This is a genomic window from Methylobacterium sp. J-001 (assembly GCF_022829565.1).
In the GTDB taxonomy this organism is placed as follows: domain Bacteria; phylum Pseudomonadota; class Alphaproteobacteria; order Rhizobiales; family Beijerinckiaceae; genus Methylobacterium.
Genome location: NZ_JAKSYN010000026.1, coordinates 37,158 through 50,401 on the forward strand (window position 1 = coordinate 37,158; position 13,244 = coordinate 50,401).

The following is a 13,244-nucleotide window of genomic DNA, read 5'->3' on the forward strand; positions in this document are numbered from 1 at the left end:
CCGGATCGCCGTATCCGCCCGCTGGAACGCTGGCCGCTGAGGTGGATACCGGATCGGCGTCAACGCGCCCGTCCCATCAAGGCGCTGAATGCGAGCTCGATGGCAGCGCGATCCGGAACCGCCCTCGGCGAGCGTACGAAGACCTTCGAGCACTCAAGACCGTGTTCGTCCGCCATCAAAGCTTTGCCAGCGAAGCGCATGTCGGTAAAAGACCCTTTTGTGATGTCACAACACCGTCAAAAGACAATCATAGTTTTGCCGGCGGAAAGATCGACGCGGTGAAACGGTGTGGTGCCGATGACGTTCCGCTTAGTTTTGCGCCATTACGGCCGCCGTATCATCTGATCACGGCCTGACGATGTGTTTGAATGCCTCGGCGGATCGTCCGCATCCCGCCCCTGAAAGCGGCCGCAGCAACCCATTCGCCGTCGCCGGATCCGCGGCGCTGCGACCGGGCTCCAATCCAGCGTGATCCGAATCCGGGCCTGAGCCCGGCCTTTCCCTCAAATCCCGGATCCTTCGGCCCGCGACAAGGCCGGCGGCCGGGTGCCTCAGCCTGACAGCCAGCGAGAGACAGGACCCTATGGCCCTCGGAACGCACAGCACCGGTTCGCCGCGAGCGGCGACACTCGGCCCCGACCTCGATCGCGACGGCGTCGCCAAGGCCTATGGCCGGTGGGCGCCCGTCTACGACGTCGTGTTCGGCCCGGTCTTCGCTCAAGGTAGGACACTGGCGGCGGCCGCGGCCGAGCGGATCGGGGGCCGCGTCCTCGAGGTCGGTGTCGGCACCGGCCTGTCGCTCCCGGCATACCGCCGGGCGGCCGCCATCGTCGGCATCGATATCTCGGCACCGATGCTTGAGAAGGCGCGGACCCGCGTCGCCCGGTTGGCCCTGCGCAATGTCGAGCGACTCGCCGTGATGGATGCCGAGCATCTCGACTTTGCGGATGCCTCCTTCGACGTCGTCGTCGCCCAGTACGTCGTGACCGCGGTGCCGAACCCGGAGGCGGCTCTCGACGAGTTCGCCCGGGTGCTTCGCCCCGGCGGCGAGATCGTCATCACCACCCGGATTGGGGCCGAGGGCGGCCTGCGCCGCCTGATCGAGCACACGCTGATGCCGATCACCAGCCGCCTTGGCTGGCGGACCGAGTTTTCCTGGGAGCGCTACGCTGCCTGGGCAGCGACTGCGCCGGTGGAAGTCGTCGAGCGCCGCCCGCTGCCGCCACTCGGCCACTTCTCACTCATTCGTCTGCGCAAGCGCGACGCCTGATCGCGAAACTCTTCCTACCAGCCCACCCACGATCGATTGGAGAAGCACGGCATGGCCAGCTTTCTTGAGACGTTGCGCGTCCAGCGCTGGGACGACCACCGCTATTATCACCACAACCGGATCAACCAGAGCCTGCACTTCGTCAGTGCGGTGAGCTTCCTGGTCGCCTACGCGATGGCCTTCAAGGATCCCGCGACGGCCGCGCTGATCGGCTGGCTCCTCGCGATGACGAGCCGGCAATCCGGCCATTTGTTCTTCGAACCTAAGGGCTATGACCACGTCAACAACGCGACGCACGAGCACAAGGAAGAGATCAAGGTCGGCTACAATCTTCAGCGCAAGATCGTCCTCTTGGCGATCTGGGCGATCTCGCCGCTGCCGCTCTATTTTGATCCCACCCTGTTCGGCCTGCTCTCACCGCACCAGACGACCGCCGACCTGATCCGCAACGTCGGCTGGATCTGGCTGTGGCTGGCCGGGGCGGGCCTGCTGTTCCGCACCGTGCAGCTGTTCTTCGTGCGCGACGTGCAGACTGGCCTGGTCTGGGCCACCAAGATCCTCACGGATCCGTTCCACGACATCAAGCTCTACCACAAGGCGCCGCTTGCGCTGTTGCAAGGCGAGTTGGTCGAGGAGCACGAACCCCACGAGCGCGGCGCCTGAGCCTGGCGCTCAACCCGGCATCGCACAGCGATGCCGGGGAATCCAAGTTTGAACGGATCGCCGAATATTTGCAGATACAGGTAAGAGTCCCGCAAATTTGACGCCGATCCTTTGACCCTGCCAAATAAAAACTTGGTTTTGCTTGATCACGGGCCGGTGGGGCAGGACCCGTGGTCACGGAGCCGGGCGCTGGATCAGGCTTGGTCCGGCGCTCGGAGGCCCAGGCGAGCGCCCAGCTTGCCGAGCCGGATGGCTGCCACCTCGCGCAGGATCGTCCGCCGGATCGCTTTGTCGGTCGGCGCGCCGCACTCCCACCAGCCATCCGCCCGCATGGCATTCGCCGCCGCCACGAACCGCGTGGCGACGGCCTCGAAGGCCGCGTCATCATAGGCGAGGCTGAAGATCATCCGACCGGTCCCGACCCAGGACAAGGCAAGCCCCTCGGCGCGCAGGTAGAATTGCAGCATCCAGTTGTAGCGCGACGGCCGCGTGTAGAGCACCGTCCAGACCGTGGACATGTTGGCCACCCGCACCGGCAGTTCGGCCTCCGCCAACATTGCGTTCAGCCGCGCGGCCCGGGCATCCCAAATCGTATCGAGGTCGCGGTATTGGGCGGCCACCTCCGGCGTCTCCAGCCGGTCGAGGAACGCGCTCATGGCGCCCATCACGTAAGGATGTGCGTTGAAGGTCCCTCGGGCGAAGCAGATATCCACCGGTCGGTCGTCACGGAACCGCCGCATCAGGTCGGCGCGCCCGCAGATCACGCCCACCGGCAAGCCACCTCCCAGCGTCTTGCCGTAAGTCACCATGTCGGCGCGCACGCCGAAATAGTCCTGCGCGCCGCCTCGGGCCAAGCGGAAGCCGAGGAAGACCTCGTCGAAAATCAGCACGATGCCGTTGGCCGTGCAGACCGCGCGCAGGTCCTTGAGCCACTTGGTATAGGCGGTGCGATCGAAGCCAGCCCTGCGTGCACTGTCGACCAGGGCGGAATCGGACGGCGCGCCCGCATTCGGGTGCATGGCCTGGAGCGGATTGACCAACACACAGGCCACGTCCCGGCGGCTGGCCAGCACGCGCAGCGTCCGCTCGGACATGTCGGCCAGGGTGAGGGTGCCGCGGGTCGGGACCGGATTGCCGATGCCCGGCTGCACCTCGCCCCACCAGCCATGATAGGCGCCGCAGAATCGCACGATCCGGCGCCGTCCGGTGTGGTAGCGGGCAAGGCGCACCGCCTGCATCACCGCCTCGGTCCCGGACATGTGGAACGAGACCTCGTCGAGGCCCGACAGCGCCTTGAGCCGTGCAACATTGCCCGTGACCACCGGGTGCAGCGACCCCAATACCGGCCCGAGGGCGGCGACCTTCGCGGCCCCCTCGTCCAGGCAGGCGCGGTAAAAATCGACGCCGAACAGATTGACCCCGTAGGACCCGGCCAGGTCGTAAAAGACGTTGCCGTCGAGATCGGTGAGGGTCACGCCCGCGGCGGCGGAAGCGAAAGCGCCGGAGCCGAGATGCGTCCGCACGTGTCGGGCATACTGGAACGGCACCCGATACAAACCGGTGAATTGCAGGTCCGAGAGTCCGTCTCGGATCGCGTCGGTCTCAGCCCGGGTCCGGGGGAATCGCGTCCGGTACAGTTCGCTCAGCCGGGCGAAGCCGTTCTCCCGCCGCAGCGCGACCGTCTCGTCCGGATCGTCGGAGCGGAAGAAGGCGCGCTCGGAATAGGCGTAATGCGGGATGAGCCCGGCGACGCGCCGAGCCATCTGGGCATGGCCGGTCAAGGACGGATGCTTGGCCCGAGACAATTGAAGGCGCTGTGCAGCCTTCGGCAGGGCAACCAAAACGGCTGCGGCGGTGGCGGACAGGGTGGCGAGGAGTGCGGACATCGCCCCACGCCGTATCGAAGGTGGTTCACGGCATGATGACGGTTTCGACGAGATCGCGGCTCCGGCGCGCCCTGGCGCAGGTGGGGGCCCAGGAGGATCTCAACTTCCTGCTCACCAACCGGCTGCCGCGTCGGCTCGCCACCCGGTTCATGGGCTGGTTCAGCCGCATCGAGCAGCCGCTGGTGCGGGACGTTTCGATCGCGACGTGGCGCCTGTTCTGCGATGTCGATCTCAGCGACGCAGCCGAGTCCCGATTCCCGAGCCTCCACGCCGCCTTCGTGCGGGCGCTGCGTCCCGGCGCCCGCCCGGTCGCCCTGGACCCGGCGATCCTGGTGAGCCCAAGCGATGCGATCCTAGGTGCGCATGGCCGGATCGAAACTGGCCGGCTCCTCCAGATCAAGGGGCTGTCCTACAGCCTCGAAGATCTGCTCGGGGGCGATGCGGAGCTGGCCCGCGCCCATGAAGGGGGCGTCTATGCGACCCTGCGGTTGACGGCCGGGATGTACCACCGCTTCCACGCGCCCCACGACCTCCTGGTCGAGTCGGTCCGTCACATCTGGGGCGATACCTGGAACGTGAACCCGATCGCATTGCGGCGTATCGAGGCCCTGTTCTGCCGCAACGAGCGCGCGGTGCTGCGCCTGCGAATCGCCGACTATGCCGTGACCCTGGTGCCGGTGGCGGCGATCCTGGTAGCGGGTTTGCGTCTCGGCTTCCTGCCGGAGGGCGTCGACCTGCGACGAACCGGCGGCCGCCCCCTGCCCTGTAACGCCCGCCGGGAAAAGGGCGCGGAATTAGGCTGGTTCGAGCACGGTTCCACCATCGTGGTCCTTGCCCAGCCGGGGTTCACGCTGTGGCCGACCTTGCAGGAGGGCGCACGCCTGCGCGTGGGCGAACCGCTGATGCGGCTGCCGCAGCGGGACCTGGCGTAGCACTTTGGCCCAGGCAACCTGAATGTGGGTCACGTCGTTTGCCATGCCTTCGGACAGATGTTCCAGCTGGCGGAACAATCCCTCGCTGCGAAATGGATCTGGTACGGAGGGATGCCGGTCTTACCAGCGGCGGCTGTGACTGCCGCGAGAATGGTCGTCAACGCTTGCGTCCCGTGAGCGACCTTGGTGACGCTCCGGACGATCTTTTCGGTGACGGAACCCTGATCTTCCCTTCGCGCGATGACGAACACCGTGATGGAACGGAGCTCTACGATGTTTGCTGCGATTGCCTGGATGGCTTCCACGGCGCGGTGTGTTTCATCCGAGATGGATAGGATCTGCTGGGGAGTTGATCGCCCCCCTTGGGAGCGGTCCGCCCTGCAGTATGACTTTTGAGCCGACTCGAGGCTGAGTTCCTTGCTCTCGCATGGACCACGCATCTGATGGTGGTCGAGTTCGACCGTCTCTCGACTGAGTCGTGTCGGTTCTACGAAATCGCGCGCCAAGCACATCCGTGCCCCGATCCGCAGATCTTCGACCTGGACGCGCATGTGGAGGCCAACAAGCGCATCAAGGCGGCATCAGAATGGCAGGCTTATATCGCGGCGAGGGAGCCTACCGACGAAATGGATGACCGGCTGGATGCCATCGTGTCACCCTTCATGGATGAGCCGATGGTGACCCTTCCGGCAATCCTGCTGAAGTTTCGGATCGGGAAGTCGCTTCGCCAGTACGAGGACGGTGCGTTGGCCGGTCTCAGCCGACTCGCTGCGGAGGTTCTATGCGCCTGATCAGCCCGTTCATCGTCGCGGTGGCGTATTGGCAGATGCGGCGGGTCCGCCGTGCCGGTGACGACATGCGCCGGGCCAGGAAAGGCCTCCGCCAAGCGGATGACCTCGCCACCCGGGCTCTGCGGACCCTGGTCGCCGTCGGTCAGGGCCCGATCCCGCGCACGCTCAGCGGCGTGCCGGCGATCCCGCCGATGCCAGTGCTGATCGGAGTCGAGGTGTCGCTTATCCGACGAATATCCGGATGACGTCCGCGCAGGCGATGGCCAACAGCAGCCCCACCCCCCAGCTCAGGGCGCGGATCTGGCGCTGCGCCTCGGAGGCCTTCGTTTCCAGCGCGATGACGCGCAACCGCATCCACTGGACCTCGTCTTCGAGGTTCATTTTTGGGCTCCATCGCTGGGGTCGCAGCTTCCGATGGTAGGCGGCGTGGGCCCGCTGTCCATCCAATTCGGCGGTGCGACCCGACCGCTCATAACGGTCTGGTTGTGGGTTTGAATCCCACCCCTTCTGTCGGCTCATGCAGAGGCCAGCTTGGCGCCTGCATAGCCAATCATGTCGAACGCAGATCCACATCGGTTCAAGTCGCAAACTTGGCGACTTGGTCAACCGAAGGCATTGCCCCCAAATGCCCACGCCCGCGGACCTATCGCTATCGGGGGAGGAAAGCGATCACCGCGGACGTGGGTTGCCGAGGTTAAAAGGCTCGACAACCCAGGGTAGCTGCTGCCGGTTGTGGTCATCAATCGTTGGAAACGTACCCAACCCGCCAACAGGCCGGTTCACACGAATGCCGCTCACGCATACCGTGCGGGCGGAACTAGAATCCACCGTTCTACAAGGATGTATGGGGAACATTAGTTAGTCACTCGCCCCGCAGTCATCAGCTGAGAGCTTGATGCTGCTGGCGCTCCCAAGGGGAATCGAACCCCTGTTTTCGCCGTGAGAGGGCGACGTCCTAGACCGCTAGACGATGGGAGCTTTCCGGCGGCGCGCAGGTGCTATAGCCACGACCCGCCGGGGGAGCAAGGGCCTTCTCGATAGATTCCGCATCGATCGGTGCGGACGGGGCGCGGAGAGGGATCGCGGTGGACGTAATCGACGGGGCGCGGGTTGGGATCGTTGCGGATGGCGGCGTCCGGCTCGATCGGGCACTGGTCGCTCTCTTCCCGGATCTGTCCCGGGCACGGCTTCAGGATCTGGTGCGCGATGGGCGGGTCCGCCGGGATGGGATCCCTCTGCGCGACCCGGCGGTGAAGATCGCCGCCGGTGCTCAGCTCGTCTTGGAGGTGCCACCACCGGTCGATGCAGAACCGGCCGCCGAGGCCGTGGATCTGTCGATCACCTACGAGGACGACGATCTTATCGTCATCGATAAGCCGGCGGGTCTCGTGGTCCATCCGGCCCCGGGCCACGAAAGCGGAACGCTGGTCAATGCGCTGATCGCCCATTGCGGCGTCAGCCTCTCGGGGATCGGGGGCGTGCGCCGCCCCGGTATCGTCCACCGGCTCGACAAGGACACGAGTGGCCTGATCGTCGTTGCCAAGAACGATGCGGCCCACCAGGGATTGACGGCGCAATTCGCCGATCACGGCCGGACCGGGCCGCTGGAGCGCGCCTACGCGGCCCTGGTCTGGGGCATACCGCAACCGCGTGCCGGCACGATCCGGGCGAGCCTCGCCCGCTCAAGGCACAACCGGGAGAAGATCGCCGTCGTCTCGGATGAGTCCGGGCGGCACGCGGTGACGCATTACGCGGTCGCGCAGGCATATCCAGAGGCCGCCTTGGTGCGCTGCCGCCTGGAGACCGGCCGGACGCATCAGATCCGGGTGCACCTCGCCCATCGCGGCCATCCGCTTCTGGGCGATCCGGTCTATGGGGGGGCCTTCCGCACGAAGGCGGCGCGACTGTCTTCGCCGGCGCGCGACGCGCTCACGGCCCTCGGCCGCCAAGCTCTCCACGCGGAATTGCTCGGATTCAGCCACCCGCGCACCGGCGCAACGCTCCGGTTCGAGAGTGCAATCCCACCGGACATCGCCGCGCTTGTGGAGGCCCTCGCGAAAGCTTGAGCCAAGCAAATGTAGTAAGGCTTCGAGCCTGCGTCGCGTGCGAAAGATCACGCCGAACCGCGTCACATCGTGACATGCTACGACCATTCGACTGGTCGCGCGTTGATGGCGACGTGGGTGTTATCAACCGCTACCGGTCCATCTGGCTTACCCGTATGAGATGGGTGGCCCGGAGGGTCGGCTCAAGAGCGGCCCGAGTAGACGGCACTGTTGCCCGTCGCGTCCGCCCGTCAGGGGGACAAGAGTCCAGGAGAATGCCATGGCCGGTACGCTGCCCGTGCTCGCCAATGAAGGTGGCCTGTCGCGCTACCTCGACGAGATCCGCAAGTTCCCGATGCTGGAGCCGACGGAGGAGTTCACGCTGGCGAAAAGCTGGCGGGACGCCGGCGACCGTGAGGCCGCGCATCGGCTCGTGACCTCTCACCTGCGCCTCGTGGCCAAGATCGCCATGGGCTATCGCGGCTACGGCCTGCCCATCGGTGAAGTCGTGTCCGAGGGCAATGTGGGCCTGATGCAGGCGGTCAAGCGCTTCGATCCCGACAAGGGCTTCCGCCTCGCGACCTACGCCATGTGGTGGATCAAGGCGGCGATTCAGGAATACATCCTGCGCTCTTGGTCGCTCGTGAAGATGGGCACCACGGCGAACCAGAAGAAGCTGTTCTTCAACCTGCGCAAGGCCAAGGGCAAAATCTCAGCGCTCGACGAGGGCGATCTGCGCCCCGATCAGGTCAAGCAGATTGCCACCCGGCTCGGTGTCCCCGAGCAGGACGTGATCGACATGAATCGGCGGCTTTCCGGCGACACGTCGCTCAATGCGCCCCTTCGCGAGGAGGGCGAGGGTGAGTGGCAGGATTGGCTCGTCGACAACGCCCCAAGCCAGGAAACCGTGCTGGCCCGCGAGCAAGAGGGCCAGAACCGTCTTTCGGCCCTGCGCGACGCTCTCGGTGTGCTGAACCCACGGGAACGACGCATTTTCGAGGCTCGCCGGCTCGCCGAGAATCCGATCACGCTGGAGGATTTATCGGGCGAGTTTGGCGTCTCCCGCGAGCGTGTCCGGCAGATCGAGGTCCGTGCCTTCGAGAAAGTTCAGGAAGCGGTCAAGCGCAATATTGCCAACCGCGAACTGCCCCGTACCGGTATCGAGGCGCACTGACCAACCGATCCGGCGCGCCACCGAGGCGCGCCGGATCGTTCTCACCTATTGCCACGCGTCGAAGGCGCTCTGCATCACCTGGGCGCCAGCACTGCCCTTCTCGAACGTCAGCACCGCTCGCTTGCCCGAGGTGTAGCGCACAGCGATGTCGAACCAGTTGCGGTGGAGCAAAAGGTCGGTGTTGCGGTCGACGTCATTCGGAAGTGATGACAAGCCGATCAGGAACAGATTGTCCCGGACCCGGACCGGTAGGCCAGATACCGGAGAGCCACGTCCGTTCTCATCGTCCTTGGCCTGAAGCAGGCCGACATCCTGCACCGTTCGCGTGGCATCGCCACCGGTCTGACTGAATGCGAGGCTCACCGTGTGTGAAGCCGGCAACGTGGCGTCGAGGTTTCGCTGGATGGTCATGACCAGCGTCAGCCCGGCATCCGGAATCGTCACGGTCGCGACGACGGCATTCTGAAGCGGCTGGCCCTGCTCGCCATTGACGGTATCGAGCCGCCACGTCACCCGGCCGTTGGTCTTCATGGGCTGTGCGTTGTCGGCGCCCGTCCCCTCTTCGATTAACTCGGCCCTTTGGGCCACGGACAGGTTTTGCTGAGCCGGCGAGGAGGCGACTCGCGGAAGGGTGCTGCTCTCCTGACGCACCGCCGCTCGTGGCGCCGGCGCCGACTCGCCTCCCACCCGGTCGCCGAACTTCGTCTCGGCCTCAGGCTGCTGTGCATCGGCCGTCTCGGTGCCATTCGACGGCAGGCTCTGAGGCCGATCGCGGAGCATGAAGGCAGCGACAGCGATCAAACCGATCACCACCGCGAGTACACTGCCCACGAAGGCGTTGCGCAGGATATGCGAGCGCCCGGACCGAGGTGGCACGACCTCGATTCGCGGACGCTGACGCCCGTTTCCGGCATCGCCCGAGGATGTAGCGCCGTCCGGATCCTCGACGTCCGTCGTTGATGCGGCGGCGAACTCTGTCTCTTCGGGAGCGGGCGACGGGGCAGCACCGGATCGCGGCGACGAGATCGCGATCGGCGCCTCGCGCGGCTCGGGCTCCAGCGTGGGAATAACCCGCGCGAAGGGGGGCACGGCAGCCGGGAGGATCGGCTCGGGCGCCTGCGCGGGCACCGGTACCGGTGCGGGCGAAGCAGGCGGCGACGGCTCCGGGATTTCCGGAGTTGAGGCCGGGGATGGGTTCCGATCTGACACCACGACAGCGTCGTTGGCCGGTGCCGGCAAACCACCGTGATCCACTTCCAGCCGCTCGATCGCCGTGTCGAGCGCCCGGCGCTCAAGATCGATATCGGCCTCCGACAGGGGCGGATCCAGCGAGCGGAGCTGGCTGATCAAGGCATTCCGCGCGCGGTCGTAGACCGCCTTGCGCAGGGCGGGCGATCGGTCGGGCAGCGCATCAAGAGCGCGTGCCAGAAGCGGGTAGTAATCGGCCATGCTGCCTTGGTCCGCCCCTTCGGCCGCCGTCCGGCGCGGCCGGTCGAAGGCCGAGGACCGATGGCCGCTCCCGCCCCCGATGGTCGGTCACGGCCATCGGCCGGTGATGTTCTGTGCCCGGAACGCAGATCGGCATCCGCGAGCCGGTTCCTCCGATAGGATGCAGGGCAGTCGATCACCAGGACCGCCGCCCCGCCATACGCTGGTTCTAGATCACGCGGATGCGGGCTGGATACAGGCCGAAGAGGGGAAAAGCTGCGTCATCAACGGGATAGGACTCGGGGCCTCAATCCTCGAAGGGATTGTGCATCAAGATGGTATCGTCGCGCTCTGGGGAGGTCGACAGCAACGCCACCGGCGCCCCGATCAATTCCTCGATCCGACGGACATACTTGATCGCTTGCGCCGGCAGGTCCGCCCACGAACGGGCTCCGGCGGTCGTCTCGGACCAGCCCGGAATGGTCTCGTAGATCGGCTCGACCCGGGCCTGCGCCGCCTGGCTCGCCGGCAGATGATCGATCGTCTGCCCGTCCAGCTTGTAGCCTGTGCAGACGCGGATTTCCTCGAACCCGTCCAGGATGTCGAGCTTGGTCAGCGCGATGCCGTGGATGCCGGAGGTCCGCACCGTCTGGCGTACCAGAACCGCGTCGAACCACCCGCAGCGGCGCTTGCGTCCGGTGTTGACGCCGAACTCGCGCCCGCGGGCGCCGATGGTCTCGCCGATCTCGTCGTGCAGCTCGGTGGGGAACGGCCCCTCACCGACCCGGGTGGTGTAGGCCTTGGCGATGCCGAGCACGTAGCCGATCGCCCCCGGGCCGAGGCCGGAACCCGTCGCGGCTTGAGCGGCTACGATGTTCGAGGAGGTGACGAACGGGTAGGTGCCGTGGTCGACGTCGAGCAGCGCCCCCTGCGCGCCCTCGAACAGAATCCGCTTGCCGGCCCGGCGCTGATCGTCGAGGAGCGACCAGACCGTGTCGGCGAAAGGCAGGATCTTCGGAGCGATCGCGGTGAGCTCGGCCAGCAGCGTCTCGGCATTCACCTCGTCGATGCCGAGGCCGCGGCGGAGCGCGTTATGGTGGGTGAGCACCCGCTCGATTTTGGCGGGTAACGCGTCGATATCGGCGAGATCGACCACGCGGATCGCGCGACGGCCGACCTTGTCCTCGTAGGCCGGCCCGATACCCCGCTTGGTGGTGCCGATCTTGAGGCCCGCATTGGCGGTCTCGCGGAAATGATCCAATTCGCGGTGGAGCGGCAGGATCAGCGTGGCGTTGTCTGCGATGCGAAGAGACTTCGGCGAGACCTCGACGCCCTGCGCCTTGATCCGCTCGATTTCGTCGACGAGATGCCAGGGATCGACCACGACGCCGTTGCCGATGACGGAGAGCTTGCCGCCGCGCACGACGCCCGAGGGCAGCAGTGCCAGCTTGTAGGTCACCCCGTCGATAACCAGCGTATGGCCGGCGTTGTGGCCGCCCTGGAAACGGACGACGATGTCGGCCTGCTCGGAGAGCCAGTCGACGATCTTGCCCTTGCCTTCGTCGCCCCACTGGGCGCCTACAACGACGACGTTGGCCATGCCTGCCTGCTTACCCGCGACGGAAACCGGGACGGAGCAGCCCACGGGTGCGGGCTGCGTACGTCCTGAGCCGTTTCCGCGATCCGGGCGGCGAAATCAAGCAAGGCGGCCGCATGGCGGCCCTGGCGTTCCGCAGAACGCGGCTATTTCGCCTCGGTCCCCGGCTTCCGGCCCGGCAATTCCTGTGGCTTGATTACCGGCATGGAACCGGACTCGTCGGGTTTCACGACAGTGCCCGTCGTCCCGGATTCCGGCGGCTTGATCACGCCGTCGTTCTTCTGGAGCTTGTCGCTGAGCGACTGGTCCTGGGGCGGCGAGTCGGCGCTCGGGCGGACGCGATCCGGCGGCGTCTGGGTCGACGGCGGCAGCGCCGGATCGGTATCGCGGCCCTTCAGCGGCGCGTCCGGGTTCTGGGCATAGGCGGGCACTGCGAACAGGGCCGCCGCGACTGCGGCCAGCAGGATCTTCCTCGACAAAACTGGTCTCCCCTCTTGGAACACGTGTCCCAAGAGCAACAGCCGGATACCGGATCCGTTCCTGTCCGCGGCGCGGCGGGGCCGCCTCAGCCCTGGCGGGCCGCCTCGATGTAGAGTTCGCGCAGGCGCCGAGTCAGCGGACCGGGACGCCCCTCGCCGATCGACCGGCCATCAATCTCGATCACCGGCATCACGAAGGCCGAGGCGCTGGTGTAGAACGCCTCCTGGGCCTCGTAGGCCTCGGCCACCGGGATCAACCGCTCCTCGACGCGCAGGTCGGCCTCGGCGGCGAGCTTCAGCACGGAGGCCCGGGTGATGCCGGGCAGAAGCGCCGTCGAGAGCGGCCGCGTGACGAGCACACGGTCGCGACTGACGATGAAAGCGGTGGAGGACGAGCCCTCGGTCACGGCCCCGTCCTCGACCATCCAAGCCTCGGCGACCCCGGCCTCGGCGGCCTGCTGCTTGGCGAGAACCTGCGCCAGCAGCGCCACCGACTTGATGTCCCGGCGCTTCCAGCGGAGATCCTCGACGGTGATCACCCGGGCGCCGGATTCGGCCAGCGGGTTGGCCAGCACGGTCTTGGCCTGCGTGAACATCATCACGGTCGGCTCGGTCCCGGCCTTCGGGAAGGCGAAGTCGCGCTCGGCCACGCCGCGCGTCACCTGCATGTAGACCAACCCCTCGGTGACGCCGTTTCGCGCGACGAGCTCGGTCTGCAGCTTCTCCCACCCGGACGCATCGTGGGGATTGCGGATGCCGATCTCGCCGAGCGAACGATCCAGGCGGGCGAGATGCGCGGCGTTATCGACGAGCTTGCCATCAATGATCGCTGAGACCTCGTAGATTCCGTCGGCGAACAGAAAGCCGCGATCCATGATCGGCACGCGCGCCTCCTCGAAGGGGAGGAATGCACCGTTGAGGTAGACGATACGGGGAGTGGTCACGGAGTGCCTTCCTGTGTTGGTCGCAGGGCCAAGCA

At 66.3% G+C, this 13,244-nt stretch carries 14 protein-coding genes and 1 tRNA gene; 7 read left to right on the forward strand and 8 right to left on the reverse strand.

What is annotated here, in order from left to right:
* The first annotated feature begins 583 nt into the window (after positions 1 to 583).
* Entirely contained in the window at positions 584 to 1,270 is a 687-nt protein-coding gene (locus MKK65_RS01255) for a class I SAM-dependent methyltransferase (protein ID WP_058193373.1), read from the forward strand.
* Positions 1,271 to 1,321: 51 nt separating this feature from the next.
* On the forward strand, positions 1,322 to 1,933 hold the full coding sequence (locus MKK65_RS01260) for a hypothetical protein (RefSeq protein WP_058193485.1): 612 nt from the start codon (positions 1,322 to 1,324) through the stop codon (positions 1,931 to 1,933).
* Positions 1,934 to 2,127: 194 nt separating this feature from the next.
* Here the strand turns inward: MKK65_RS01260 and MKK65_RS01265 are convergent, their stop codons facing one another.
* On the reverse strand, positions 2,128 to 3,819 hold the full coding sequence (locus MKK65_RS01265; protein WP_243954621.1) for an aminotransferase class III-fold pyridoxal phosphate-dependent enzyme: 1,692 nt from the start codon (positions 3,817 to 3,819) through the stop codon (positions 2,128 to 2,130).
* 32 nt (positions 3,820 to 3,851) lie between these two features.
* Here MKK65_RS01265 and asd point away from each other — a divergent pair, with 32 nt between their 5' ends.
* Positions 3,852 to 4,751, forward strand: a complete 900-nt coding sequence (asd, locus tag MKK65_RS01270; RefSeq protein WP_243954623.1) for an archaetidylserine decarboxylase — start codon at positions 3,852 to 3,854, stop codon at positions 4,749 to 4,751.
* Between the two features lie 29 nt (positions 4,752 to 4,780).
* Here the strand turns inward: asd and MKK65_RS01275 are convergent, their stop codons facing one another.
* A complete protein-coding gene (locus tag MKK65_RS01275; protein ID WP_243954625.1) occupies positions 4,781 to 5,056 on the reverse strand; it encodes a hypothetical protein in 276 nt (91 codons plus the stop codon).
* A gap of 138 nt (positions 5,057 to 5,194) precedes the next feature.
* Between MKK65_RS01275 and MKK65_RS01280 the strand changes: the two genes are divergently transcribed.
* Both MKK65_RS01280 and MKK65_RS01285 read left to right on the forward strand, forming a co-directional pair.
* Positions 5,195 to 5,542 carry a hypothetical protein gene (locus tag MKK65_RS01280; protein ID WP_243954627.1) on the forward strand — a complete coding sequence of 116 codons (348 nt, stop codon included), beginning with the start codon at positions 5,195 to 5,197 and terminating at the stop codon, positions 5,540 to 5,542.
* Complete coding sequence (locus tag MKK65_RS01285; protein ID WP_243954629.1) at positions 5,533 to 5,787, forward strand: hypothetical protein; 255 nt, start codon at positions 5,533 to 5,535, stop codon at positions 5,785 to 5,787. The genes MKK65_RS01280 and MKK65_RS01285 overlap by 10 nt, the downstream gene beginning before the upstream one ends.
* Here the strand turns inward: MKK65_RS01285 and MKK65_RS01290 are convergent.
* The gene (locus MKK65_RS01290) at positions 5,765 to 5,923 is read right to left on the reverse strand and encodes a hypothetical protein (RefSeq protein ID WP_243954630.1); all 159 of its coding nucleotides are present in this window, start codon (positions 5,921 to 5,923) and stop codon (positions 5,765 to 5,767) included. The two genes, MKK65_RS01285 and MKK65_RS01290, sit on opposite strands and share 23 nt — an antisense overlap.
* 521 nt (positions 5,924 to 6,444) lie before the next feature.
* A tRNA-Glu gene (locus MKK65_RS01295) sits at positions 6,445 to 6,520 on the reverse strand.
* 107 nt (positions 6,521 to 6,627) lie between these two features.
* Between MKK65_RS01295 and MKK65_RS01300 the strand changes: the two genes are divergently transcribed.
* Positions 6,628 to 7,608 (forward strand): RluA family pseudouridine synthase, encoded by a 981-nt coding sequence (locus MKK65_RS01300; RefSeq protein ID WP_243954632.1) that lies wholly within the window; start codon positions 6,628 to 6,630, stop codon positions 7,606 to 7,608.
* Between the two features lie 259 nt (positions 7,609 to 7,867).
* The gene (gene rpoH / locus MKK65_RS01305) at positions 7,868 to 8,761 is read left to right on the forward strand and encodes an RNA polymerase sigma factor RpoH (protein WP_243954634.1); all 894 of its coding nucleotides are present in this window, start codon (positions 7,868 to 7,870) and stop codon (positions 8,759 to 8,761) included.
* A 45-nt stretch (positions 8,762 to 8,806) separates the two neighbouring features.
* On the opposite strand, the gene MKK65_RS01310 is transcribed toward rpoH, so the two are convergent.
* From MKK65_RS01310 to MKK65_RS01325, 4 genes are all read right to left on the reverse strand, one after another.
* Positions 8,807 to 10,210: a histidine kinase gene (locus tag MKK65_RS01310; RefSeq protein WP_243954636.1), complete on the reverse strand. Its 1,404-nt coding sequence runs from the start codon at positions 10,208 to 10,210 to the stop codon at positions 8,807 to 8,809.
* Positions 10,211 to 10,496: 286 nt separating this feature from the next.
* The gene (locus MKK65_RS01315) at positions 10,497 to 11,789 is read right to left on the reverse strand and encodes an adenylosuccinate synthase (protein WP_243954638.1); all 1,293 of its coding nucleotides are present in this window, start codon (positions 11,787 to 11,789) and stop codon (positions 10,497 to 10,499) included.
* A 143-nt stretch (positions 11,790 to 11,932) separates the two neighbouring features.
* Complete coding sequence (locus MKK65_RS01320; RefSeq protein WP_243954640.1) at positions 11,933 to 12,265, reverse strand: hypothetical protein; 333 nt, start codon at positions 12,263 to 12,265, stop codon at positions 11,933 to 11,935.
* Between the two features lie 86 nt (positions 12,266 to 12,351).
* Positions 12,352 to 13,209: a D-amino-acid transaminase gene (locus tag MKK65_RS01325; RefSeq protein WP_243954642.1), complete on the reverse strand. Its 858-nt coding sequence runs from the start codon at positions 13,207 to 13,209 to the stop codon at positions 12,352 to 12,354.
* Positions 13,210 to 13,244: the final 35 nt, after the last annotated feature.